At 74.5% G+C, this 22,875-nt stretch carries 21 protein-coding genes and 1 pseudogene; 15 read left to right on the forward strand and 7 right to left on the reverse strand.

Translation table 11 applies throughout. The features are described from left to right. Positions 1 to 38 precede the first annotated feature (38 nt). A pseudogene (locus AC1UE5_RS00475) lies at positions 39 to 965 on the forward strand (lysylphosphatidylglycerol synthase domain-containing protein); the annotation flags it as partial. Here the strand turns inward: AC1UE5_RS00475 and AC1UE5_RS00480 are convergent. Both AC1UE5_RS00480 and AC1UE5_RS00485 read right to left on the reverse strand, forming a co-directional pair. Then, positions 947 to 1,483, reverse strand: coding sequence for a methylated-DNA--[protein]-cysteine S-methyltransferase (locus AC1UE5_RS00480; RefSeq protein ID WP_482920093.1), 537 nt, complete (start codon positions 1,481 to 1,483; stop codon positions 947 to 949). The pseudogene AC1UE5_RS00475 and the gene AC1UE5_RS00480 sit on opposite strands and share 19 nt — an antisense overlap. Further along, positions 1,480 to 2,928: an AlkA N-terminal domain-containing protein gene (locus AC1UE5_RS00485; protein WP_482920094.1), complete on the reverse strand. Its 1,449-nt coding sequence runs from the start codon at positions 2,926 to 2,928 to the stop codon at positions 1,480 to 1,482. Before AC1UE5_RS00485 ends, AC1UE5_RS00480 begins: the two co-directional genes overlap by 4 nt. A gap of 95 nt (positions 2,929 to 3,023) precedes the next feature. Here AC1UE5_RS00485 and AC1UE5_RS00490 point away from each other — a divergent pair, with 95 nt between their 5' ends. From AC1UE5_RS00490 to AC1UE5_RS00525, 8 genes are all read left to right on the forward strand, one after another. Further along, positions 3,024 to 4,619, forward strand: coding sequence for a Na+/H+ antiporter (locus tag AC1UE5_RS00490; protein ID WP_482920095.1), 1,596 nt, complete (start codon positions 3,024 to 3,026; stop codon positions 4,617 to 4,619). A 5-nt stretch (positions 4,620 to 4,624) separates the two neighbouring features. Further along, positions 4,625 to 6,241, forward strand: a complete 1,617-nt coding sequence (locus tag AC1UE5_RS00495) for an MFS transporter (RefSeq protein WP_482920096.1) — start codon at positions 4,625 to 4,627, stop codon at positions 6,239 to 6,241. A 99-nt stretch (positions 6,242 to 6,340) separates the two neighbouring features. Further along, the gene (locus AC1UE5_RS00500; RefSeq protein WP_482920097.1) at positions 6,341 to 7,774 is read left to right on the forward strand and encodes an MFS transporter; all 1,434 of its coding nucleotides are present in this window, start codon (positions 6,341 to 6,343) and stop codon (positions 7,772 to 7,774) included. 17 nt (positions 7,775 to 7,791) lie between these two features. After that, positions 7,792 to 8,424 (forward strand): TetR/AcrR family transcriptional regulator, encoded by a 633-nt coding sequence (locus AC1UE5_RS00505; RefSeq protein ID WP_482920098.1) that lies wholly within the window; start codon positions 7,792 to 7,794, stop codon positions 8,422 to 8,424. Positions 8,425 to 8,506: 82 nt separating this feature from the next. Next, positions 8,507 to 10,261, forward strand: a complete 1,755-nt coding sequence (locus tag AC1UE5_RS00510; protein WP_482920099.1) for an ATP-binding SpoIIE family protein phosphatase — start codon at positions 8,507 to 8,509, stop codon at positions 10,259 to 10,261. Further along, positions 10,258 to 10,620: an STAS domain-containing protein gene (locus tag AC1UE5_RS00515; protein ID WP_482920100.1), complete on the forward strand. Its 363-nt coding sequence runs from the start codon at positions 10,258 to 10,260 to the stop codon at positions 10,618 to 10,620. Before AC1UE5_RS00510 ends, AC1UE5_RS00515 begins: the two co-directional genes overlap by 4 nt. Before the next feature lie 180 nt (positions 10,621 to 10,800). Beyond that, a complete protein-coding gene (locus AC1UE5_RS00520; RefSeq protein WP_482920101.1) occupies positions 10,801 to 12,327 on the forward strand; it encodes a hypothetical protein in 1,527 nt (508 codons plus the stop codon). 206 nt (positions 12,328 to 12,533) lie between these two features. Beyond that, on the forward strand, positions 12,534 to 13,886 hold the full coding sequence (locus AC1UE5_RS00525; protein ID WP_482920102.1) for a beta-propeller domain-containing protein: 1,353 nt from the start codon (positions 12,534 to 12,536) through the stop codon (positions 13,884 to 13,886). Positions 13,887 to 13,958: 72 nt separating this feature from the next. Here the strand turns inward: AC1UE5_RS00525 and AC1UE5_RS00530 are convergent, their stop codons facing one another. From AC1UE5_RS00530 to AC1UE5_RS00540, 3 genes are read right to left on the reverse strand one after another with little or no spacing between them, the layout of a single operon-like run. Beyond that, on the reverse strand, positions 13,959 to 14,432 hold the full coding sequence (locus AC1UE5_RS00530; RefSeq protein WP_482920103.1) for a DsbA family protein: 474 nt from the start codon (positions 14,430 to 14,432) through the stop codon (positions 13,959 to 13,961). 4 nt (positions 14,433 to 14,436) lie between these two features. Beyond that, positions 14,437 to 14,682 carry a DUF2630 family protein gene (locus AC1UE5_RS00535; protein ID WP_482920104.1) on the reverse strand — a complete coding sequence of 82 codons (246 nt, stop codon included), beginning with the start codon at positions 14,680 to 14,682 and terminating at the stop codon, positions 14,437 to 14,439. Next, positions 14,675 to 15,823, reverse strand: coding sequence for an MFS transporter (locus tag AC1UE5_RS00540; protein WP_482920105.1), 1,149 nt, complete (start codon positions 15,821 to 15,823; stop codon positions 14,675 to 14,677). The genes AC1UE5_RS00535 and AC1UE5_RS00540 overlap by 8 nt, the downstream gene beginning before the upstream one ends. 97 nt (positions 15,824 to 15,920) lie before the next feature. Between AC1UE5_RS00540 and AC1UE5_RS00545 the strand changes: the two genes are divergently transcribed. Then, complete coding sequence (locus tag AC1UE5_RS00545; protein WP_482920106.1) at positions 15,921 to 16,826, forward strand: EamA family transporter; 906 nt, start codon at positions 15,921 to 15,923, stop codon at positions 16,824 to 16,826. A 9-nt stretch (positions 16,827 to 16,835) separates the two neighbouring features. Then, complete coding sequence (locus tag AC1UE5_RS00550; protein ID WP_482920107.1) at positions 16,836 to 17,213, forward strand: hypothetical protein; 378 nt, start codon at positions 16,836 to 16,838, stop codon at positions 17,211 to 17,213. Here the strand turns inward: AC1UE5_RS00550 and AC1UE5_RS00555 are convergent, their stop codons facing one another. Beyond that, positions 17,214 to 19,010, reverse strand: coding sequence for a M3 family oligoendopeptidase (locus tag AC1UE5_RS00555; protein WP_482920108.1), 1,797 nt, complete (start codon positions 19,008 to 19,010; stop codon positions 17,214 to 17,216). A gap of 22 nt (positions 19,011 to 19,032) precedes the next feature. After that, a complete protein-coding gene (locus AC1UE5_RS00560; RefSeq protein WP_482920109.1) occupies positions 19,033 to 19,623 on the reverse strand; it encodes a penicillin-insensitive murein endopeptidase in 591 nt (196 codons plus the stop codon). 115 nt (positions 19,624 to 19,738) lie between these two features. Here AC1UE5_RS00560 and AC1UE5_RS00565 point away from each other — a divergent pair, with 115 nt between their 5' ends. The 4 genes from AC1UE5_RS00565 to AC1UE5_RS00580 are packed head-to-tail and all read left to right on the forward strand — an operon-like array spanning position 19,739 to position 22,859. After that, positions 19,739 to 20,740, forward strand: coding sequence for an AAA family ATPase (locus tag AC1UE5_RS00565; protein ID WP_482920110.1), 1,002 nt, complete (start codon positions 19,739 to 19,741; stop codon positions 20,738 to 20,740). Between the two features lie 9 nt (positions 20,741 to 20,749). Then, positions 20,750 to 21,724 carry a DUF58 domain-containing protein gene (locus AC1UE5_RS00570; protein ID WP_482920111.1) on the forward strand — a complete coding sequence of 325 codons (975 nt, stop codon included), beginning with the start codon at positions 20,750 to 20,752 and terminating at the stop codon, positions 21,722 to 21,724. Next, on the forward strand, positions 21,721 to 22,665 hold the full coding sequence (locus tag AC1UE5_RS00575; protein ID WP_482920112.1) for a VWA domain-containing protein: 945 nt from the start codon (positions 21,721 to 21,723) through the stop codon (positions 22,663 to 22,665). Before AC1UE5_RS00570 ends, AC1UE5_RS00575 begins: the two co-directional genes overlap by 4 nt. Beyond that, positions 22,665 to 22,859: a hypothetical protein gene (locus AC1UE5_RS00580; protein WP_482920113.1), complete on the forward strand. Its 195-nt coding sequence runs from the start codon at positions 22,665 to 22,667 to the stop codon at positions 22,857 to 22,859. Before AC1UE5_RS00575 ends, AC1UE5_RS00580 begins: the two co-directional genes overlap by 1 nt. Positions 22,860 to 22,875: the final 16 nt, after the last annotated feature.

Consider the following 22,875-nt stretch of genomic DNA (forward strand, 5'->3'; position numbering starts at 1 on the left):
GCGCGTAGTCGATGCACGTGCAACAATCGAGGTTCGCCATGGCCGCGACCTCTGCCCTTCCGTCCGAGTACGACACGCGCACCCTGGCGCGGCGCACCGCGCAGGTGGCGCTGCTGCTCGCGATCCTCGCGCTGATCGTCGTGCTCGCGCCCGGGCTCGGGGAGGTGCGCGGCGCGCTGGAGGACGCGAGCCCCGCGTGGCTCGCGCTCGCGGTCGGGCTCGAGTTCCTCTCCGGCGTCTCGTACGTCCTCATGTTCCGCCCGGTCTTCTGCCGCCGGATGGAGTGGCGCACGAGCTGGAACATCAGCTGGGCCGAGCTGGCGGCCGGGTCGATCGTGCCCGCCAGCGGCGCGGGCGGGCTCGCGCTGGGCGCGTGGGTGCTGCACCGGCGCGGGATGCCGTCCGGCCACATCGCCCGGCGCAGCGTCGCGTTCTTCATCATCAAGTCGTCGGTGAACTTCGTCGCGGTCGCGGTGCTCGGGTTCGCCGCGCTGGCGGGCGTCGGGCCGGAGCTCTCGTTCTGGCTCACCGGGCTGCCGGCGATCATGGCGGCCCTCGCGATCGCCGCCGTGCTGCTGCTGCCGAAGCTCGGCACCGGCCGCGACCCCGGCCCCGACGCGGCGCGGCTCGTGCGGTGGTGGAGCGTCGCGCGCCGCTCGATCATCGGCGGCGTCGGCGAGGCGGTCGCGATCGTCCGCACGAAGGACCCTGCGCTGCTCGTCGGCGCGATCGGCTACTGGGCGTTCGACAACGCCGTCCTGTGGGCGACGTTCAAGGCGCTCGGCGTCGACGTGCCGCTGATGGTGATCCTGCTCGGCTACCTGATCGGCCAGCTCGGCGGCCTGCTCCCGCTGCCCGGGGGCGTCGGCGGCATCGACGGCGGGCTGATCGGCACGCTGATCGTCTACGGCGCGCCCGCGGCCGGGACCGCGGCGGCCGTGCTCGCCTACCGCGTGATCCTCTTCTGGCTGCCGCTGATCATCGGGCTGGCCGCGTTCGCGTCGCTGCGCCGCTCGCTGGACGAACATCCGGAGCTCTCCAACTCCAGCAGCGCGGCCTTGCGCGCGAGCCCGCCCGCGTAGCCGGTCAGCGCGCCTGTTCCGCCGACGAGCCGGTGGCACGGCACGATGATGCTCAGCGGGTTGCGCCCGTTCGCCAGCCCGATCGCCCGCGGCGCCGTGCCCAGCTCGGCCGCGACGTCGCCGTACGTGCGCGTCTCGCCGTACGGGATCGCCTGCAGGGCGGCCCACACCCGGTGCTGGAACGGCGTCCCGACGGGGGCGAGGCGGAGGTCGAAGGTGCGCAGGTCGCCGGCGAGGTACGCCTGGAGCTGCTCCCGGACGGCGGGGAGGACCGTCGTCGGCAGCGCGTCGAACGGCGGCCGGCGGCCGTCCGTGAAGTACAGCCCCGCGAGGCCGGCCGGTGCGGCGAGCGCGACGACCTCGCCGAGGCGCGTGGGGAAGACGTCCGCCCGGAGGGTCACGCGGCGACGGCGGGCCGCACCGGCGCGGCGTCCGACAGCGACGCCCACAGGTGATGGAGCGCGTACGTCCGGTACGGCCGCCAGCGCTCGGCCAGCGCGTCCGCCGCGCGCGGGGAGGGGTCGACGCCGAGCGCCGTGAGCGCGTGCCGCACGCCGAGGTCGGTGGGGAGGAAGACGTCCGGGTCGCCGAGCCCGCGGATCGCCACGTACGACGCCGTCCACGGCCCGACGCCTGGGAGCGCGAGCAGCGCGTCGCGGGCCGCGTCGCGATCCCCGCCCACGTCGAGCGACACGTCGGCCAGCGCGCGCAGCGCCCGCGCGCGCGACGCGGGCATGGGGAGCGCGGCGTCCACGAGCGACGCGGCGCGCGGGAACAGCCGCGTCACCGACCCGACCGGCTGCGCGAGCTCTTCGCCGTGCGCCGCCGCCAGCCGGCCCGCGATCGTCGCCGCGCCCGCCACCGACACCTGCTGGCCGAGCACGGCACGCACCGCGACCTCGTCCGGGTCGGGGTGCACGACGACGCGGAGCCCCGGCCGGCGCGCCACCAGCGACGCGAGCAGCGGATCGGCCCCGAGCGTGTCGACGATGGCCACCGGATCGCCGTCGAGGTCGAGGAGGCGCCGCGCGCGGCGGACGGCCGCCGTGAGGTCGCGCAGGTCGTCCAGCCACAGCGTCGCGTCGACGTGCGACGGCGAGCCCAGCGCGAAGCGGACGACCCCGGCGCCGTGCGGCAGGCGCAGGGAGCGCGCGTACGTCCCGTCCGCTCCGACCTCCTCGACGCCCGGCACCGCGCGCGGCGCGAGGAACGCGAGCAGCCCGTCCCAGTCGAGCGGCGGGCGGAACGAGAGCCGCAGCGTCAGCGGCGCGCCCGCCGGGGGCGCGGAGGCGCGCGAGCGCAGGTGCGAGGGCGTCGCGTCGTACACCTCGCGCACCGTCGCGTTGAACTGGCGCACCGACGAGAACCCGGCCGCGAACGCGATCTCCGCCATCGACAGCGACGTCGTCTCCACGAGCGTCCGCGCCGTCCGCGCGCGCTGCGCCCGCGCCAGCGCCTGCGGCCCGGCGCCCACGCTCGCCACGAGCTCGCGCGACAGGTGCCGCTCGCTGTAGCCGAGAGCGGACGCCAGCCCCGCGACGCCCACGCGGTCGACCACGCCGTCCGCGATCAGCCGCATCGCGCGGCCCGCGAGGTCCGCTCGGCGGTCCCACTCCGGCGAGCCCGGCGCCGCGTCGGGCCGGCACCGCTTGCACGCGCGGAACCCGGCCTCCTGCGCCGCGGCGGCCGTGAGGAAGAAGCGACGGTTCCGCGGGAGCGGCGTCCGCGCGGGGCAGGTCGGCCGGCAGTAGATCCCGGTCGAGGTCACCCCGACGATGAACCACCCGTCGAAGCGGGCGTCGCGAGTGTCGCAGGCGGCGTGGCAGACGTCGGGATCCGGGAGCACGACGACGATCCAACCACACGCGGCCGGATGCGTCTGGCGGGGATCGGACGTGAAAGTGATGGACGCCGTGGATAGCGTGCACCGCCGCAACCACCGTGGCCGACGACCTCGAGCTCATCCTCTTCTTCCTGCTGGTCGTCGTGACCGCGCTCACGGCGCTCGCGCGCGTGCTCGACCTGCCGTACCCGATCCTGCTCGTGGTCGGCGGCGCCGCGGTCGGCTTCGTGCCGGGCATCCCGGACGTCGAGCTGGAGCCCGACCTCGTCCTGCTCCTGTTCCTCCCGCCGCTGCTGTTCAACGCGGCGTACTTCGCGTCGGTCCGGGACCTGCGGCAGAACCTGCGCGTCATCACGTTGCAGGCGGTCCTGCTCGTCCTCGCGACGATGTGCACGGTCGCGGTCGTCCTGCACTGGGCGATCCCCGACATCCCGTGGGCCGCCGCGTTCGCGTTCGGCGCGATCGTCTCGCCGACCGACCCGCTGGCGGCGATCACGATCGCCCAGCGCGTGGGCGTCCCACGCCGGATGGTCACGGTGATCGAGGGCGAGAGCCTCGTCAACGACGGCACCGCGCTCGTCGCCTACCGCGTCGCGGTCGGCGCGGCGGTCGGCGGGACGTTCGACTTCCTCGACGCCATCGGCGAGTTCGTCGTCAACGTCCTCGGCGGCGCGGCGGTCGGGCTCGCCGTCGCGTTCGTGCTCCTGCAGATCCTCAAGTGGCTCGTGTCCGACAGCACGCTCGGCGTCACCATCTCGCTCGGCGCCGGGTACGCGGGCTACCTCCCGGCCGAGCACCTGCACGTGTCCGGCGTCATCGCGGCCGTCGTCGTCGGGCTCGTGCTCGGGCACGAGGCGCACCTGATCTCGACGGCGGCGTCCCGGCTGCGCGGCTACGCGTTCTGGGAGGTCCTCGTCTTCCTCCTCAACGCGGTGCTGTTCCTGCTCGTGGGGCTCCAGCTGCCGGGCATCCTGGAGGACCAGGACCGCACGACGATGGAGCTGATCGGGCTCGGCGCGCTGGCCGGCGGCGCGGTGATCGGCACGCGCCTGCTGTGGTCCAACGTCACCCCGTACATCATCCGCGCGATCGACCGGCGCGAGATCCAGCGCGCGCGCCGCGTGGGGTGGCGGTTGCGGATGGTCGGCGTGTGGAGCGGCATGCGCGGGAGCGTCTCGCTCGCCGCCGCGCTCGCGCTGCCCGACGGGTTCCCCGAGCGCGACCTGCTCATCTACCTGACGCTCTGCGTCATCTTCGCGACGCTCGTGGTGCAGGGGCTGACGCTGCCGATCCTCATCCGCAAGCTCGGCATCCACGACGACGGCGAGCTCGCGCGGGAGGAGCTGATCGCGCGCAAGCAGGCGACGAAGGCCGCGCTCGACCGGCTCGAGGAGCTGACCGCGGAGGAGTGGACGCGCGACGAGACCGTCGAGCGGATGACCCAGCTGTACCGCTTCCGGTACCGGCGGCTCGCCCAGCGCGCGCAGCGCCAGTACGGCGACGGGGCGAGCGCGGACGAGGAAGAGGAGGACCTCGACGAGCGCTCGGTCGCGTACCAGCGGACCGTGCGCGACGTGCTCGACACGCAGCGGGCCGAGCTGGTGCGGATGCGCAACGACGGCCTCATCTCCGACGGGGTCCTGCACGCCCTGCAGCGCGAGCTGGACCTCGAGGACCAGCGGCTCGAGATCTGAGCCCGATGAGCGCGGCGGCGGCGGACGGCGGAGCGCAGGTGACGGCGTGGTCGCCGCTGCGCCACCGCATGTTCCGCGCGCTCTACGTCGCGCAGTTCGCGTCCAACGCCGGGACGTTCATGCAGCTCGTCGGCGCGCAGTGGCTGATGGGCGACCTGGGCGGGACGCCGCTGGAGGTGTCGCTGATCCAGGCCGCGACGTCGCTGCCGGTGTTCCTCTTCGTGCTGCCGGGCGGGGCGCTCGGGGACATCCTCGACCGGCGCAAGCTCCTGCTCGCCGCGCAGGGCTGGATGCTCGTGGCGGCCGCCGCGCTCGCCGTGCTGACGCTGTCGGACGCGGTGACGCCGGCCGTGCTGCTGGCGCTGACGTTCGCGATCGGCGTCGGCACCGCGTTCACCATCCCCAGCTTCCAGGCGGTGATGCCCGAGCTCGTCGACCGGCCCGAGATCCGCCAGGCCGCGGCGCTCAACGGCGTCAACTTCAACGTCGCGCGGGCGGTCGGGCCGGCGCTCGGCGGCGTCGTGATCGCGGCGGCGGGACCGGGCTGGGTCTTCGCGGCGAACGCGGCGTCGTTCCTGGCGACGGTGTCGGTGCTGGCGGCGTGGCCGCGCGAGGCGCCGGCGCGGTCGTTCGGGGTCGAGCACGTGTGGACGGCGGTCGGGGCGGGCGCGCGGTTCGTGCGGTCGGCCCCGGCGTTCCGGGTCGTGCTGGTGCGGGCGGCGCTCTTCATGCCCTTCGCCGGCGCGCTGTGGGCGCTGCTGCCGGTGCTCGCGCGCAACGAGCTCGGGCTCGGCTCCGGCGGCTACGGCCTGATGCTCGGCGCGGTCGGCGTCGGCGCGTTCGCCGGGGCGTTCGTCCTGCCGCGGCTGCGGGACCGGCTGTCGCTCAACGCGCTCGTCGGCGCGTCGTCGCTGGTCTACGCGGGCGCGACGCTCGTCGCCGGCGTGGTGCACGTCGAGGCGGTCGTGGTCGCGATGCTCGTGCTCGCCGGCCTGGGGTGGATCGGCGTGCTGTCCTCGCTGAACGGGAGCGCGCAGACGCTGCTGCCCGACTGGGCGCGGGCGCGCGGGCTGGCGTACTACACGCTCACCTTCCAGGGCGGCCAGGTGCTCGGCGCGGTGGTCTGGGGCAGCGTCGCCGGCCTGGCGGGCGTCGAGTGGGCGCTCGCCGTGTCGGCGCTGTGCGTGGTCGCCGGCGTCGGGCTGGGCGCCCGGCAGCGGCAGCGGCTCGTCGCGCTCGACATCGACCTGCGCCCCGCCGGCTGGTCCGAGCCCCATCTCGTGATCGAGCCCAACCCGCGCGACGGCCCGGTGCTCGTGACGGTCGAGTGGCGCGTGCGCGAGGAGAACTGCGCCGCGTTCCGCGAGGCGATGAAGGCCGTCGAGCGCGCCCGCCGCCGCTCCGGCGCCCGCCGCTGGGGCCTGTACCGCGACGGCGCCGAGCCCGACCGCTTCCTCGAGATGTACACCGTCGCGACGTGGGAGGAGCACGTGCGCCAGCAGCAGCGCGTGACGGTCCGCGACCGCGAGCTGGAGGACCGCGCGCAGGCCCTGGCGGAGAACGGCGGCGACCGCCCGGTCCACCGCTACGTCGGCGCCTTCCACGAGGCCCGCTGGCCGTGACGGCCGGGTTCGAACCGATAACCGAACCGACCGGTCCGTTTGTGGTATAAACGGACCGAGTAGTTCGCTTCGCACCCTCGCGCTCCAAGGAGGAGCTCCATGCCGTCGCCTCGACAGGCGAGCCCCTGGCTCGTCCTGGTCCTCGTCTGCTTCGCGCAGTTCATGGTCGTGCTCGACGCGACGATCGTGAACGTGGCGCTGCCGTCGATCCAGACCGACCTCGACCTCTCCGCCACCGATCTGCAGTGGATCGTCAACTCCTACACCCTGCTGTTCGGCGGCTTCCTGCTGCTGGGCGGACGCGCTGCCGACCTCTTCGGCCGGCAGCGGATGTTCCTCGCCGGCATCGCCGTCTTCAGCGGCGCCTCGCTGCTCAACGCGCTCTCGACGTCGAGCGAGATGCTCATCGCCGCGCGTGGTCTGCAGGGGCTCGGCGCCGCCCTGGTCTCACCGGCCGCGCTCTCGATCATCACCACGACCTTCGCCGAGGGCTCCGAGCGCACCCGCGCGCTGGGCGTCTGGAGCGCGATCTCCGCCGGCGGCGGTGCCGTCGGCCTGCTGCTCGGCGGCATCCTCACCGACCTCCTGAGCTGGGAGTGGATCTTCCTGGTCAACGTGCCCGTCGGCATCGTCGCGTTCGTCCTCTCGGCGCGGTACGTGCCGGACTCGAAGGTCGAGCAGCGCGGCGCCATCGACCTCGCCGGCGCGTTCGCCGTGACCGCGGGCCTCGTGGCGCTCGTCTACGCGATCGTCAAGGCGGAGGCCTGGGGCTGGGGGAGCGCGAGCACGCTCGGCCTCGGCGCGGTCGCCGTCGCGTTGCTCACCGCGTTCGTCGCGATCGAGCGCCGCGTGCAGGCGCCGCTGATCCGGCTCAGCATCTTCCGCATGCGCTCGCTCGCGGCGGCGAACGTCGTGATGCTCTTCGTCATGTCGGGGATGTTCGCGATGTTCTTCTTCGCGTCGCTGTACGCCCAGCAGGTGCTCGCCTACTCGCCGCTCGAGGCGGGCCTCGCGTTCCTCCCGATCACCGCCGGCATCATGGTCGGCGCGGGCGTCGCGCAGGGGCTCATCCGGCGGGCCGGGGTGCGCGTCGTGGCGCTCGGCGGCCTCGGGATCGCGACCGTGGGGATGGGGCTGCTCACCGGGCTGCCGGTCGACGGCTCGTACCTGGCGGACCTGCTGCCCGGCCTGATGCTCATCGCGTTCGGCATGGGCCTCGTGTTCGTCCCGATCACGCTGATCGCCACCGGCGGCCTCGACCCCGAGGACGCGGGGCTGGCGTCGGGCATCTTCAACACGAGCCAGCAGGTCGGCGGCGCGCTCGGCCTCGCGGTCCTCTCGACGCTCGCGGCGGACCACACCGCGGGCCTGCGCGGCGGCGCGACGCCCGCGAACCTCGTCGAGGGCTGGCAGGTCGCCTTCCTCGGCGGCGCCGTGCTGATGGCCGCCGGCCTCGCGCTCCTCGCCGTCCTCCTGCGTCCGCGCGACGTGACGCACCTGGACCTCGAGGAGCCCGTCGTGATGGGGGCGTGACGACTACGCTGCGAGACGTGGCAGAGAAGGTCCTGAGGGCCGATGCGCGGCGCAACCTCGAGCTGATTCTCCAGGCCGCCGGCGAGTGCTTCGCCGAGCGCGGCCTGGAGGCCAGCGTGGCGGATGTCGCCGCCCGCGCCGGCGTCGGCACCGCGACGATCTTCCGCCGGTTCCCGACCAAGGACGACCTGATCGACGCCGTCATCGCGACGCGGATGGAGGAGATGGTCGCGGTCGTCCGTGAGGCGGCGGAACAGCCGGCGGGGATCGCGACGGTCCGCGACCTCGTCCGCGGCGTCGTGGAGCTCCAGCTGCGCGACCGCGGCTTCGTCGACAGCGTCGGCAAGGGCCGCTTCGCCGCGGTGCCCGGCTACGAGGCGATCCGCGACGAGATGTTCGCGGCGCTCAGCCGCGTGGTGGACCAGGCGAAGGGGACGGGAGAGCTGCGGGAGGACGTGCAGCCCGGCGACCTGCCGGTCCTGATGCACATGCTCGCGCACGCCGCGCAGCTGCTCGACGGCGACGAGGCGTGGCACCGCTACCTCGACGTCGCGATCGACGGCCTGCGACCGGGCGCGGCCCATCCGCTCTCGCAGCCGGCGCCGGGCGTGGAGCAGTTCGAGCACGCGCGGACGAAGTGCGACTACTGACTGCACAGCGCATCTCGCGCTAAATACCCAGAAGTGGGGGTTGTCGAGCGGCTGCGTGCCGGGTTACGGTCGCCCAAGGCCTATGGACGGGTTCACGGTCATCGCGGTGCTCAACGTCGGCATCGCGCTCGCGTATGTCGTCGTGGCGACGCACCTGGCGCCGCGCCTCGGCCTGCCGCGGGCGGGGCGGTTCGCGGCGATCGCGTTCTTCCTGGCGTGCGCCGCGGCCCAGATCGCGTGGGCGGCCGACGCGCTGGAGGACCGTCACTCGCACGCGATCTCCGTGTGGATGTTCACCGTCGCCGGCGTGCAGCTCGTCGTCGGGTGGGCGCTGGTGGTCGTGCTGTTCCGGCGGCTGGAGGTGCGGTTCGCGCGCCGGCTGCCGCGCCAGGCGGTCGCGCGGCTCGGCGACGCGGGCGCCGGGGCGGGGTGGACGTGGAGCGCGCGGCGCGACCGCCTGCACGCGTCGCCGGAGCTGGCCCGGATGGTCGGCCGGCCCGAGCCGTGGGCGCCGCGGCTCGACGGCCTGCTCGCGCTGGTGCTGCCCGAGGACCGCGCGGGGTTCGAGGAGCGCGTCCGGACGCTGCGCCGCCACCACGGGACGGTGCGGATCGAGTGCCGCATCCGCCGCACGGACGGCACGGTCCGGCACCTCCTCACGCGCGCGGAGTCCTCGCGCGCGCGGGTGGTGGGCTACACCGAGGACGTCACGGAGGAGCGCGAGGTTGCCGCGGCGCGCGAGGCCGCCGAACGCGAGCACCGCATCGCGCAGACGCTCCAGCGCTCGCTCCTCCCAGCCCGTCTCCCCGACGTCCCGGCACTGGAGCTGGCCGCGCGCTACCTCCCCGGGGGCGACGGCGGCGAGGTCGGCGGTGACTGGTACGACGTGATCGAGCTGCCCGACGGCGACGTCGCGCTCGTGATGGGCGACGTGGTCGGGCGCGGCATCCCGGCGGCCGCGCTCGTCGGCAAACTCCGCAACGCCCTGCGCGCGTACGTCGTCGAGGGCCACGCGCCCGAGGACGCGCTGGAGCGGCTCAACGCGCTGGTCGACCGGCCCGCGCAGGAGATGGCCACCGTGCTGCTCGCGCGGTACTCGCCGCGGACGGGCGCGGTGCGCTGGTCGAGCGCGGGCCACCCGCCGGCGCTGCTGCGGCGCGCGGACGGGACGCGGCTGTTCCTCGACGGCGGGCGCTCGGTGCCGCTCGGCGCGCTCTCGCACGTGACGTTCGAGGCCGAGCAGGCGACGCTCTCTCCGGGCGACACGATCATGCTCTACACCGACGGCCTGGTGGAGCGGCGCGGCGTGCCGCTCGACGAGTCGCTCGAGCTGCTGCGCAGCTCCGCCGTCCGCAACGGGTCGGCCGTCGCGCTGTGCGACGCGACCGTCACCGCGCTGCTCCCCGAGGGCGCCGACGTGGACGACGTCGCCGTGCTGACCGCGCTCGTGCGGGAGCCCGACCCGGTGCTCGAGCTCGACCTCCCCGCCCGCCCCGAGGCGCTGGCGCCCATGCGCGCGCGCCTGCGCGCGTGGCTGCGGGAGCAGGACGTCGACGCGGCTCTCGCCGAGCCGCTCCTCGTCGCGGTCAACGAGGCGGCCACGAACGCGGTCGAGCACGCGTACGGGCCGGGGGAGGCGATGTTCGTCGTCACCGCGGGCGCGTCGAGCGGGCGGATCGAGGTGACCGTGCGCGACTTCGGGCGGTGGCGCCCGCCGCGGGGCGACGGCGACGGCGACGGCGGGCGCGGCCTGCTGCTGATGCGCGAGCTGGCCGACTCGGTGCACGTGGACGCGGGCGACGGCGGGACGGTCGTGCGGATGGAGTGGGTGCGATGACCGAGGTGACCCTCGCGCGCGCGATGCGCGCGGACGGGAACGTGGTGCTGGCGCTCGCCGGCGAGGTGGACCTGGCCAACGCCGCGGATCTGGCGGTGGACGTCCGGCGCGAGGTGACCAACACGGCGTTCGCGCTCGCGCTGGATCTGCGGGCGGTGTCGTACCTCGACAGCGCGGGCGTGCGGCTGCTGTTCGACCTCGCCGAGCGGCTCCACGCACGGCGCCAGGAGCTGGTCGTCGTGGTCGCGCCAGGATCGCTCCTGGCGAACGTCCTGCGCATGGTCGCGATGGACAAGGTGGCGGTCGTGGCGACCGACGTCGAGGCAGGTCTCGCGCAGGCCGGAGGGTCACCTGCGTGACGTTGCTCACCCGGCGGAACGGTCGGTCCGGGGTCGCGGGTGGATGGACGCCGATTCCCGGCTAACCTCTTCGGAGCCCGTCCCGTTCGCCTTGTGAACCACAACCCCTCCGACACCGAACCGACCGAGCTTCCCACGGACGTGGAGCAGCCCGGACTGGCCCCTGACGCGGGTGCTGACATGGAGCAGCCTGCCGACATGGAGGTCAGCGGTACGGGAACGGAGGAGTCGTCTGCCGACGTCCCTCCCGCAGCCGCCCAGGCCAGCGCGGAGCCGCCCGCGGACGAGGCGCCCGCAGCAGCGGAGCAGCCCGCCGTCGAGGAGACCACCGTGACCCAGCCTTCCGCCGAGGCCACTCAGTCTGAGGCCACCGAGCCTCAGGAGCCCACCACCGACCAGCCCGCCGCCGAGACGGCCGAGGCGCCTGCAGCCGAGACGGCTGAGACGCCCGCCGCCGAGGCGCAGCCCGCTGCCGAGGAGCCCACCGAGGCTGCTGCGGACGCGGGTGCTGAGCCGGCCGACCAGCCTGCCGCCGAGGTGCCGGCTGCCGAGGAGGCCGCCGAGGCCGCCGAGGCGCCGCTGCCCGGCGACTCCGGCACCGAGCAGCCCGCCGCTGCCGAGGCCTCCGCCGCGCCCGCCGAGGGCAGCCGTGAGGAGCCCGCGCCGGGCGCCGGCCCGAAGATCATCGGCATGGCCGAGGACGTGACCCCGCCGCCGGTCCCGGCCGTCAAGCAGACGCTCAAGGACGTCAAGCGCGAGCGCCCCCGGCGCCGCCGCCTCAACGCCACGCAGCGTCACCGCAACGTCTTCTTCGCGCGGCTGAACGAGTTCCGCCGTCAGGCCCAGTCCGGCGAGACGCCGCAGACGGACGCCGAGGCCGCGGAGGCCGCGGAGGCGGCTGCCGCGCAGGCCGCCGAGTCCGGCGACGCCGCTGCCGCCGAGGCGTCGACCGAGGCCGCCGCCGACGCTCCGGCCGAGGCCGTCGCAGAGGCGCCCGCCGCCGAGGCTCCCGAGACGACCGAGGCTGTTGCCGAGACGCCCGCCGACGCGGACGCCGAGGCCACCGAGACGCCCGCCGCCGAGGGCGAGACCGCCCCGGGCGAGGGCGACGCCGCTCCGGCCGAGGCCGTCTCCGCTGCCGCCGAGGAGGCCGACGTCACGGCCGCCGGCGACCAGCACATGGAGCGCCAGCAGCGCCGTTCGACCCCGCCCCCGCCGATCGACCGCCCGCGCCTCGTCGCGGCGATCGAGCGCGCCGGCGGCCCGGACGTCGTCATCGAGGCCCTCCAGCCCAAGCGCGACGAGAACGACCAGCCGCTCAAGTGGGCGACGGTCTGCGCCGACGCGTGCAAGGGCCTGAAGCCGAGCGACCCGGTCTTCTCCGCGTGGGTCCGCCTCGCGGCGACCCCGGTCTCGGCGATCAAGAACGAGCTGGGCCTCTCGCAGCCGCGCCACGAGCGCGGCCGCGGTCGGGGCGGCCCGGGCGGCCCGCGCGGCCGTGGGCGTCGCGACGACCGCAACCGCGGCGGCGCGTCCCGCGAGGACTTCTCGCGGCACGGGTCCGGCGGGCGCGTCGGCGCGAACATCCGCATCATCGGCCTCGAGGCGCTCGGCGACGAGAAGCGCGAGCGCGAGGAGCGCCGCAAGGCCGAGCGCGAGGCGAAGCGCGAGGCCGAGCGCGAGCGCCTGGCCCGCCTCGGCTACTAGGCCGCACGACACGTCATGCGAACGGCGCCCACGGGGCGCCGTTCGTCGTTGTAGACGGCTCCCGCGCGGAGGTGTGCCGCCCTTCGGGTTCGTGGTGAACCCAAAGGCGGCAGAGGTCATCCCGGGGGAGCGACCGGGGACGTCGGGGTTGCGCTCCCGGCGCATCCCCGATGCCATGCCGGGGCCGCGCGGCGAGAGTGCGGCGCATGCTCCCGAAGACCCCAGCCTCCCTCCTCGCGCTGACCGTGGCCTGCGGCGCGGGTGCGGCCCTGACTCCCGCCGCGCAGGCCGCGTACCCCGGCGACAACGGCCAGGTCGCGTTCGTCAAGCACGTCGGTGAAGGCACCTACCACCTCCACGTCGCCGACGCCGACGGGACGGACGTCCGCGACGTCACGCCGGAGCTCACGGGGATCGCCGGGCACCCGTCGTGGTCGCCGGACGGGCGCACGATCGCCTACCAGCTCGGCGGCGAGGGGACACCCGAGCTGCGGCTGCTCGACCCGGCGACCGGCGTCGACGTGTCGCTGGACGAGCACGGGGAGAACCCGACGTGGTCGCCCGACGGGACCAAGATCGCGTTCGAGGCCGCCGGCGACATCTGGGTCCGCTCCTCCGACCCGGCTTCCACCGCCGACCCCGTCCTCCTCACGCCCGGCCCGGGCGTCGACAGCGACCCCGCGTGGTCAGACAAGGACGAGATCGCGTTCATCCGCCGGGAGCAGTCGAGCAACGAGAACGTGTTCGTCATGCCCGCGACCGGCGACGGCGACGGCGGCGCGTTCCCGGTCTCCCGCCACGGCGACGACGAGCGCACGCCGGACTGGTCCCCCGACGGGACGAAGCTCGCGTACGTCCGCGACGACGGCGCCGGCGGCGAGATCTACGTCCACACGATCAACGGCGCCGCCACGGCCTTCCAGCCCGACGGGGCCGTGATCGACACCGACCCGGCGTGGTCGCCGGACGGCACGCGGATCGTGTGGCGCTCGACCCGCGCGTGGGCGGACGTGGCGGGCACGCGCCTGTGGACCGCGAACCCCGCGCACGACGCGACGCCCGCCATCCCGATCGGCCACGACACGCCCGCGGACGGCATCGCCGGCCTGCAGCCCGACTGGCAGCCGATCGTCGACGCGCCGGAGGAGCCCCAGGAGCCCCAGGAGCCCGAGCAGCCGGAGGAGCCGAAGGACGACGAGCCCAAGGAGGAGCCGAAGCACGAGGAGCCGCGGAGCGAGCAGCCGCCGACGCCCCAGCCCCAGCCGCAGCCCGCGCCGCAGGTGACCCCGCGCACGACGGTCGTCGCCTCGCGCAGCTGCGTCAGCCGCCGCCGCTTCACGATCACGCTCCCGTCGAAGGGCCACGCGGTGACCTCGGCGACCGCGACGCTCGGCGGCAAGGCGCTGCGCGTGACGATCGGCAAGAAGGGCCGCGCGGTCGTCGACCTGCGCAAGAGGCCGAAGGGCACGTTCACCGTGCGGATCACGGTCACGACCTCGGCGGGCACGATCACGCAGACCCGCCGCTTCAAGACCTGCGCCCCGAAGAAGCGGGCGTAGAGGGAGAAGGGCATCCCCCGGGCGCCGGCATTGCCCCGCCGGCGTCCGGGGTGCCCACGTCCGCGGCGCGGCTCAGCGCGTGAGCGCGAGCCGCAGCAGCTCGGGCTCGTACGACGCGAGCTGGGTGCCGTCGACGAAGAGCGACGGCGTCCCGGTCGCGCCGGCCTCCAACCCGGCGCGCACGTCGGCGGTGACGCGCGCGAGCTGGTCGTCGGAGGCGAACTCCGCGTTGAAGCGCTCCAGGTCGAGCCCGATGACGCCGGCCTTCGAGCGCAGATCCGCCTTCGTCAGCGCGTCCTGCCCCGCCAGCAGCAGGTCGTGCATGAGCCAGAACTTCCCCTGGTCGTGCGCCGCCTCCGCCGCGACGGCGGCGGCCAGCGCGTGCTCGTGCGCCTCGGCGATCGGCAGGTGCCGCCACTCGAGGACGAACGGCACCCCGTCGGACTCCAGCGACTGCACGATCCGGTACGCCGTCCGCGTGTGCGGGCACTGGTAGTCGCCGTAGAGCGTCAGCGTGCGCGGCCCGTCACCGCGCGTGTGTGCCATGGGCTCAGCCCTCGTAGTTCTCGACCACGTCGGCGTCGCGCTCCGACGCCCCGTCCGGGTCGAGCCCGGCCGAGCGGCGCGCGCGGCGCTGGCGCAGCAGGTCCCACGCCTGGTCGAGCTGCACCTGCACGTCGCGCAGACGGGCGTGCTCGGACGCGTTCAGCCGGTCGGCGCCGTGCGACTCGAGCAGCCGGTGCTCCTCGGCCACGAGATCCTCGATGTGCTGCTGGATGGCGCGATCGTCAGCCATGGCCGGAGACTACCCGTGGGCGGAGCACGACGACGAGCGTCACCACCGCCAGCACTCCGAGCACGACGAACGGGACCGCGTCCGTCGTCGCGTCCGCCAGCCCGGCGCCGCCCGCCGAGCCGCCGATCTGGCCGCCGGCCCACGCGAGGTTCATCAGCCCGAACGCGACGCCTTGCGCGAGCCCCTCGCCCTCCGCCGCGACAGACAGCAGCGCCATCGCGGGCGTGAAGCAGAGCCCCGCCGCGATCGCCGCCGCCACCGCGACGCCGCCGATCAGCCACGCGGTCTGGGGGAGCGGGAACACGACGCACGCGATCACGACACCGACCACGCCGGCGCGGAGGAGCCGCAGCTCGCCCTCACGATCGGCGCGCTTGCCGACGATCGGCGCCAGCGCGGCCTCGACCGCCGCGGCGACGAGGAAGATCGCCGCGACCCCCACCGCTCCGACGCCGACGTCGTCGAGGCGCAGCGCGGTCAGCACGTTGAACGCGCCGAAGAAGAGCGCGGGCAGGGCGGTGAGCCAGATGCCCGCCAGGAGCCGCCGCGACCGCAGCGCGCCCGCGAGCGCCTGCGACGTCTCGGCCGTGCCCTCGTGCGGGGTGGCGACCACCGCGGCGGCGAGCACGATCGCGACCACCGCGACGGTCGAGAAGACGAGCTCGGGCGAGGTGGTCTCGGCCACCGCGCCGAGGATCGGCCCGCCGATCGCGCCCGCGACCGCGCTCCCCAGCGCGGTCCCGATCATCTGCCCGCGGCGCTCGCGCGGCGCGACCGAGATCAGCCACGCCAGCCCCGCGGCCCACGAGCCGGCGCCGCCGATGCCCTGCAGCAGCCGCGCGCCGACGAGCACCTCGTAGCTGTTGCCGAACCCGAACGCGACGCACGCCAGGCCGAGCAGCACGAGGGCGAGCAGCAGCGTCGGCCGCGCGCCCCACCGCGTCGCCAGCCAGCCGGCCGGGATCGACGCCGCGAGCGTGCCGACCGCGTAGGCCGCCGACAGCAGGCCGGTCTCGGACTTGCTCAGCCCCAGCTCGTCGCGGTACCAGGGCAGCAGCGGCGTGATCGCCGAGAAGAAGCACACGTCCACGAGCACGATCGCGCTCACCAGCACGAGCAGCCGCTTGAGGGACGCGTCCATCCCGCGGATTCTGGTGGGTCGAGAGGCAAGCCACCGTGATGGCCTCAATCAGCGATCCGTATTTCCCAGCCGCGCCCGCCCGTGGCACAGTCGGTCGGTGAAGATCTGGCTCGCGCTGTGGACGGTCTACCTGGTGTGGGGATCGACCTACCTGGCCATCCGCTACCTCGTCGAGACGATCCCCGCGCTGCTCGGCAGCGGCCTGCGCTTCGTCACGGCCGGCCTGCTGCTGAGCGCCTTCCTCGTCGCGCGCGGCGGGTGGGAGGCGATGCGCGTGACGCGGCGCGAGCTGCTCGGCTGCGCCCTCGTCGGCTGCGCGCTGCTGCTCGGAGGCAACGGGCTCGTCGCGGTGTCGGAGGACCTCGGCACGCCGTCCGGCGTCGCGGCGCTCGTGGTGGCGACCGTGCCGCTGTGGGTCTACGCGTTCCGCTGGATGAGCGGCGACCACGCGTCGGCTTCGACGCTCATCTGGGTCGTCGCCGGGTTCGCGGGCGTGGCGCTCCTCCTGCTCCCGCACGACCGGCCGGAGGGCGCGACGATCGGCGGCATCCTGATCCTCGTCGCCGCCGCGTTCTCGTGGGCGGCCGGCTCGTTCGCTTCCGGCCGCCTCCTGGCCATGCCGCGCAGCCCGCTGCGCTCCAACGCCTGGCAGATGGTGATCGGCGGGAGCGCGATGGCGCTCGTCGGGCTGCTCGCGGGGGAGGGGAGCGAAGTCCACCCGTCGCAGTTCAGCGCCGAGTCGATCGCCGCGTTCGCCTACCTCGTGGTCGCCGGCTCGCTGATCGCGTACACCGCGTACGTCTGGCTGCTGGCGAACGCGCCGATCTCGCAGACGGCCACCTACGCGTACGTCAACCCGGTCGTGGCCATCGCGCTCGGCGCGATCTTCGTCGACGAGGAGCTGACGCCGATCGTGATCGGGGCCGCCGCGATCATCGCCGCGTCCGTCGCCGGGACGATCCGGCGCGAGACGCCGAAGCCCGCCGTGGCCCTGGACGAGTAGATTCGCGCCATGAGCGCAGACCAGTCGGCCAAGAACCTCGCCGTCCTCCGCCTGATCGTGGGCGTGCTGTCGTACGCCTTCCCGAACTTCGCGGGCAAGCTGTTCGGCATCCCTGCCGCAGCGAACCCGCAGGCGCCGTACCTCGCGCGCCTGTTCGGCATCCGCGACATCGCGCTGGCGATCGGGACGCTCCAGAGCACTGGCGAGGCCCGCAAGCAGTGGCTGCGCGCGGGCCTGCTGTGCGACGTCGCCGACACCGGTGCAGCGCTCGCCGGCGGCAAGGCCGGCTACCTCTCGACGCCGACCACGGTCCTGCTCGCCGCGCCCGCCGTCGCGGCGACGGCGCTGGGCGCGGCGGCCCTGAACGCTCCCGCGTCCGGGGAGTAGCTAGATCGAGACGCCGCGCGCCTCGCGCGCGGCGTCCTCCGCGGCGGCCAGCTGGCGCGCCACGAGGTCGAGCCCGGCGTCCCAGAAGCCCGGATCCGCGAGGTCGACGCCGACGATCTTGCCCAGCTCCTCCGGCGGCTTGGAGCCGCCCGCGCGGAGCATGTCGAGGTAGGCCGGGACGAACGACGCGCCCTCCTCCTCGTACCGGCGGTAGACGCTCAGCGCGAGCAGCTGGCCGTACGCGTACGCGTAGACGTAGCCGGGCGTGTTGATGAAGTGGGGGACGTAGCTCCACCACGTCCCGTAGCCCTCGGAGATCTCGACGCTGTCGCCGAGCATGTCCTCCTGCGACGTGCGCCAGATCTCGTTGATGCGCTCGACGGAGAGCTCGCCCTCCTCGCGCCGCGCGGTGTGCAGGGCGTGCTCGTAGCGGTTCATCGCGATCTGCCGGAAGACGGTCGCGATCTGGCCCTCGATCGACTCGGCCAGGAGCGCGAGGCGCTGCTCGGGGTCGGGCGTCTCGGCCAGCAGGCGGCCGAACGTCAGCTCCTCCCCGAAGACCGACGCGGTCTCGGCGAGGGTGAGCGGCGTGCCCTGCTGGAAGACCCCCTGCGGCCGCGCGAGGGCGGCGTGGACGCCGTGGCCCAGCTCGTGCGCGAGCGTCAGCACGTCGCGCCGGCGCGACGTCCAGTTGAGCATCACGTACGGGTGCTGGCTGGGGACGGTGTAGGCGCAGAACGCCCCGCCGCGCTTGCCCTCGCGGACCGGCGCGTCGATGTAGTTGCCGTCGAAGAAGCCCTGGACGACGTCGCCCAGCTCGCCGCTGAACTCGCCGTAGACGTCGCGCACCATGTCGCGCGCCTCGGGCCACGTGATCCGCTCGTCGGCCTGCGAGAGCGCGGCCATGCGGTCGTAGTCGGCGAGCTTGTCGATGCCGAGCAGCTTGGCCTTGAGCTTGTACCAGCGCTGCGGCAGGTCGTAGCGGTTCTGCACCGCGGTGACGAGCGCCTCGACCGACTCGTCCGACGCCTCGTTGGAGAGGTTGCGCGCGCTGATCCACGACGGGTACTTGCGCAGCCGGTCGTCGACGGCCTTGTCGAGCGCGAGCGTGTTGACGATGAACGCGCGGGTGCGCAGTCCGGGCGCGAGCGCGTCCGTGATGCCCTGCGCGGTCTGCTTGCGGACCTCGCGGTCGGGCGACATGAGCTTGGAGAGCGCGATCTCCAGCGACTCGTCGCCGACCTTCACCTGCGCGAGCAGCTCCGCGAAGAGGCGGCTCCACGCGCCCGAGCCGGTCTGCGACTTCTCGGCGAGGAGCTTCTCCTCAGGCTCGGTGAGCAGGTGCGGGCGGTAGCGGCGCGCGTTGCGCAGGTAGTGCGCGGCGAAGTCGAGCCCGGGGTGCCGGAGGAGCTCGTCGGCCTTCGCGTCGTCCAGGCCCGCCCACTCGAGCTCGAAGAACACGAGCTGCGTCTCGATGCCGGTCGCCTGCTCGGTGACCTTCGCGATGAGCGCGCCGTTCTCCGGCGACTGCGTGTCGACGCTGAACCGCAGCTGCGCGTACGAGCCCGCGCGGCCGATCAGCTCCGAGATCTCCGCGAGCTCGCGCATCGCGGCCTCCAGCCCCGGCCCGTCGAGCTGGGCGACCTTCCCCGCGTGCTGCGCGGCGAACTGCGCGGCCCGCTCGTGGGCCTCGGCGAGCTGGCGCTCCACACCCGCGTCCCCCTCGCCGTCGACGAGCGGGTCGAGGTTCCACGCGACCTGCTGGACTTCCGGATCTGCGACGTCTGCTGCGGCCATGACGTCACTCTACGGCGCGTCCCTACGGCGGGAAGCGCACGTGCATGTGGTCGTCGTGGTGCGACAGCCACTGCACGAGCCGGCGCTTGCGCTTCAGGCCGGTCTCGGGCCCGATGAAGACGGCGGTCGCGCCCGCGCGGACGAAGCGGTCGAGGAGGTCCTGCGCCAGCGCGCGGTCGATCTGCGCCGCGCGGATCGGTGGCTTCTCGCGGCCGTCCTTGCGCGGGTAGGCGATGTCGACGTCGCGGCCGTTCTGGTGGGAGGCGTGGCCGAGGCCGCCGAAGCGGCGGTCGAACGTCCCGCCCTGCGGCCGCGACAGGTCCGCGACGCCGACGCGCGGCGCGTCTGGGTGCGCCGCGCGGAACTCCGCGAGCACGGTGAGCGTCGTCGTCACCGTGCGCGTCGTGCCCCACCGGCGCCAGCCCCGGTTGGGCGCCGTGTCCGTGCCCCAGTCCCACGTGAAGAACGCCTGGCCCTCCTCGGGCAGCTGCACGCCGTGCACGAGCCGCCCGTCGTGCGGCTTGCCGACCGCCTTGGACGGCAGCTCGGGCAGCGCCGGCGCCGGCTGGGGCAGCAGGGCCGCGGTGGCGACGGCGGCGGCGAGCAGGTGCATCCCCGAAGTCTTACCCCAACGCCAGCGGCGCTTAAGGCCTGCTTCACCGGTTCGGCGCACAGTGTCACACCATGAACTCCTTCCTCCAGGTCCGTCGTCGGGTAGGAGAGCCCCGATGAGCACGAATCCCGCCAGACTGCACGCCGTGGGAGCTCCCGAGGACGTGCGTGGCGACCTCGAGGACGCCCTGTTCGAGATCAAGCGGGTGATCGTCGGCCAGGAGGCGATGCTCGAGCGTGTGCTCGTGGCGCTGCTGGCCGGAGGTCACGTCCTGCTCGAGGGCGTCCCCGGCCTCGCCAAGACGCTGACGATCAAGACCGTCGCCGACGTGCTCGGCGGCACGTTCAACCGCATCCAGTTCACGCCGGACCTCGTCCCGTCCGACCTCGTCGGCACGCGCGTCCTGCGTCCCGACACCGGCCAGTTCGACACCGAGCTCGGGCCGGTCTTCGCGAACTTCCTCCTCGCCGACGAGATCAACCGCGCGCCCGCGAAGGTCCAGTCGGCGCTGCTGGAGGTCATGCAGGAGCGCCAGGTCACGATCGGCAACAAGACCCACCCGGTCCCCAAGCCGTTCCTCGTCCTCGCGACGCAGAACCCGATCGAGTCCGAGGGCACGTACCCGCTGCCCGAGGCGCAGGTCGACCGGTTCATGTTCAAGCTCGTCGTCGACTACCCGACCGAGCGCGAGGAGTCCGCGGTCGTCGCCCGCTCCCTCACCGACATCGCGGCGGTGGAGCGCAAGCTCTCGCTGCTCGACCTGGAGACGCACCAGAAGGCCTCCAAGGAGGTCTACGTCGACCGTGCCGTCGTCGACTACGCCGTCGCGCTCGTGACCGCCACGCGCCAGCCGTCGCCGTACGTCGAGTTCGGCTCCTCGCCGCGTGGCTCGATCAACCTCGTGCACGCCGGCCGCGCGCTGGCGCTGCTGCGCGGGCGCTCGTACGCGCTGCCGGTCGACGTGCGCGACCTCGCGCGGGACGTGCTCCGCCACCGCATCGTGCTCACCTACGAGGCGCTGGCCGACGGCGTCACCGCGGAGAACGTGCTCGACGAGGTGCTCGAGTCGGTCGAGATGCCGCACATCGAGATCTCCCGCGGGCAGCAGGGCTACTAGCCGCAGCGCATGTCGCCGTCCGACACCTCCCGCACCGGCCCGATCCCCGACGCCGTCCTGCGCGGTCTGGACCTCACCGTCCGGCGCCGCCTGGAGGGCCTGCTGCCCGGAGACCAGCCGACCCCCGCGGTCGGCGTCGGGACGGAGCTGGCGCAGGTGCGCGCGTACCGGCCGGGCGACGACGTCCGCCAGCTGGACTGGAACGCGACCGCGCGCACCGGCGAGCCGCACGTCCGCGTCCACGTCGCCGAGCGCAGCGTCACCACGTGGTTGCTGCTCGACCTCTCGCCGTCGATGGCGTTCGGCACCGCCGACCGGCTGAAGGTCGACGTCGCCGAGGGCGTCGCCAACGCCGTCGGGCGGCTGGCGACGCGGCGGGGGAACCGGCTCGGCGTCATGACGTTCGGCGGGCCGTCGCCGCGTGTGCTGCCGCCGCGCCAGGGCCGCGCCGGCCTGCACGGGGCGATCGAGGCCGCCAAGCAGTTCGCCGCCCCCGAGCTGCACCCCGGCAGCGATCAACCCGTCGAGGCGGACGGGGCCGCCGGGGAGCACGGCCCGCGCTCCGACCTCGCCGACGCGCTGCGCCGCGCGGGTGGCCTGGCCCGCTCGCGGTCGCTCATCGTCGTCGTGTCGGACTTCCGCGGCCCGCGGGACTGGCTCAAGCCGATCGGCGGTCTCGCGCACCGGCACGGCGTGATGGCGCTGGAGGTGCGGGACCCGCGCGAGGAGTCGCTCCCCGACGTCGGCGAGCTCGTGCTCTCGGATCCGGAGACGGGCCGCCAGCTGCGCGTCGACACGCGCAGTGCCAAGCTCCGCGAGCGGTTCGCCGAGGCGGCGGCGGCCGAGCGGGCGGAGCTGGCCCGCGACCTGCGCTGCAGCGGCGTCGACCACGTCGTGCTCTCCACGCAGGGCGACTGGCTGCGGCCGCTCGCGAAGTTCCTGGGATCCAACGCCCGCCCGACCCGGGGGAGGCCCCAGGGTTGAGCTTCGAGACGCCGCTGGCCCTCCTCGGGCTGCTGGCGGTGCCGCTCGCGGCGCTCGCCTACGTCGCCGCGCAGCGGCGGCGCAGGCGCTTCGCGGCGCGCTTCACCAACCTCGACGTGCTGGCCTCGGTGATCCCCGCCTCCGATCGCTGGGCCCGCCACGTCCCCGCCGCCGCAGCGCTGCTTGCGCTCGCGGCGCTCGTCGTCGCGGTGGCGCGGCCGCAGACGACCGTCGCCGTCCCGCGTGAGCGCGCCACGGTGATGCTCGTGACGGACGTGAGCGCGTCGATGGCCGCGCGCGACGTCTCGCCCGACCGGCTGAGCGCCGCGCGGGAGGCCGCGCTGAGCTTCGTCGACGAGGTGCCGGACGAGCTGCGCGTCGGGCTCGTCGCGTTCGACCAGTCGCCGCAGCGCCTCTCGACGCCGTCGCGGGACCGCGACGCGCTGCGCGGCGCGATCGAGTCGCTGCGGACCGGGCCGGGCACCGCCACGGGCGACGGGCTCGCGGAGGCGCTCCAGCAGATCCGCGAGGACGGCGCGGGCGGGGCCGGCCGGCCGCCCGCGGCGATCGTCCTGCTGGCCGACGGCAAGACGACCGCGGGCCGCGACCCGCTCCCCGTCGCGCAGGAGGCGCGGCGGCTCGGCATCCCGATCTGGACGGTCGCGCTCGGCACCGACGAGGGCGTCGTGTCGATCGGCGGGGGTGTGATCCCCGTCCCGCCGGACCGCGAGGCGATGCGCCAGGTCGCCCGCATCTCGGGCGGCCGCGCGTTCGACGTCGCGGACGCCGAGGAGCTGTCCGCCATCTACGAGCGGTTGGGCTCGCGCTTGGGTAACGAGGAGGAGAAGCGCGAGGTGACGGCCGCCTTCGCCGCCGGCGGGCTGGTGCTCCTGCTGGCGGGTCTCATCACGTCGCTGCGACGAACCGGGAGGTTCCCCTGATGCGCCTGCGCCTCGCCCTGCTCGCCTCGATCGTCACCTTCGCGGGCTCCATCGCGGGCTTCCACGCGACCACCACCGCCGGTGTCCCCGACGACGGCGCCGCCGCGACGCGCGCTGCAGCCGCCACGCAGGAGCAGACCGTGGCGGTGGTGCAGAAGCGCGACCGGCTCGACTGCCCAGAGGACCGCGCCTAGCGCGCCGGGGTGAGGG

Source organism: Parviterribacter multiflagellatus (assembly GCF_056863265.1).

Coding starts and splice junctions, on each gene's coding strand:
- AC1UE5_RS00535 (WP_482920104.1), bottom strand. CDS start 14,682: ATGGCTGACGATCGCGCCATCCAGCAGCACATCGAGGATCTCGTGGCC.
- AC1UE5_RS00510 (WP_482920099.1), top strand. CDS start 8,507: ATGGACGGGTTCACGGTCATCGCGGTGCTCAACGTCGGCATCGCGCTC.
- AC1UE5_RS00580 (WP_482920113.1), top strand. CDS start 22,665: ATGCGCCTGCGCCTCGCCCTGCTCGCCTCGATCGTCACCTTCGCGGGC.
- AC1UE5_RS00555 (WP_482920108.1), bottom strand. CDS start 19,010: ATGGCCGCAGCAGACGTCGCAGATCCGGAAGTCCAGCAGGTCGCGTGG.
- AC1UE5_RS00520 (WP_482920101.1), top strand. CDS start 10,801: ATGGAGCAGCCTGCCGACATGGAGGTCAGCGGTACGGGAACGGAGGAG.
- AC1UE5_RS00500 (WP_482920097.1), top strand. CDS start 6,341: ATGCCGTCGCCTCGACAGGCGAGCCCCTGGCTCGTCCTGGTCCTCGTC.
- AC1UE5_RS00530 (WP_482920103.1), bottom strand. CDS start 14,432: ATGGCACACACGCGCGGTGACGGGCCGCGCACGCTGACGCTCTACGGC.
- AC1UE5_RS00570 (WP_482920111.1), top strand. CDS start 20,750: ATGTCGCCGTCCGACACCTCCCGCACCGGCCCGATCCCCGACGCCGTC.
- AC1UE5_RS00550 (WP_482920107.1), top strand. CDS start 16,836: ATGAGCGCAGACCAGTCGGCCAAGAACCTCGCCGTCCTCCGCCTGATC.
- AC1UE5_RS00515 (WP_482920100.1), top strand. CDS start 10,258: ATGACCGAGGTGACCCTCGCGCGCGCGATGCGCGCGGACGGGAACGTG.
- AC1UE5_RS00560 (WP_482920109.1), bottom strand. CDS start 19,623: ATGCACCTGCTCGCCGCCGCCGTCGCCACCGCGGCCCTGCTGCCCCAG.
- AC1UE5_RS00540 (WP_482920105.1), bottom strand. CDS start 15,823: ATGGACGCGTCCCTCAAGCGGCTGCTCGTGCTGGTGAGCGCGATCGTG.
- AC1UE5_RS00495 (WP_482920096.1), top strand. CDS start 4,625: ATGAGCGCGGCGGCGGCGGACGGCGGAGCGCAGGTGACGGCGTGGTCG.
- AC1UE5_RS00565 (WP_482920110.1), top strand. CDS start 19,739: ATGAGCACGAATCCCGCCAGACTGCACGCCGTGGGAGCTCCCGAGGAC.
- AC1UE5_RS00525 (WP_482920102.1), top strand. CDS start 12,534: ATGCTCCCGAAGACCCCAGCCTCCCTCCTCGCGCTGACCGTGGCCTGC.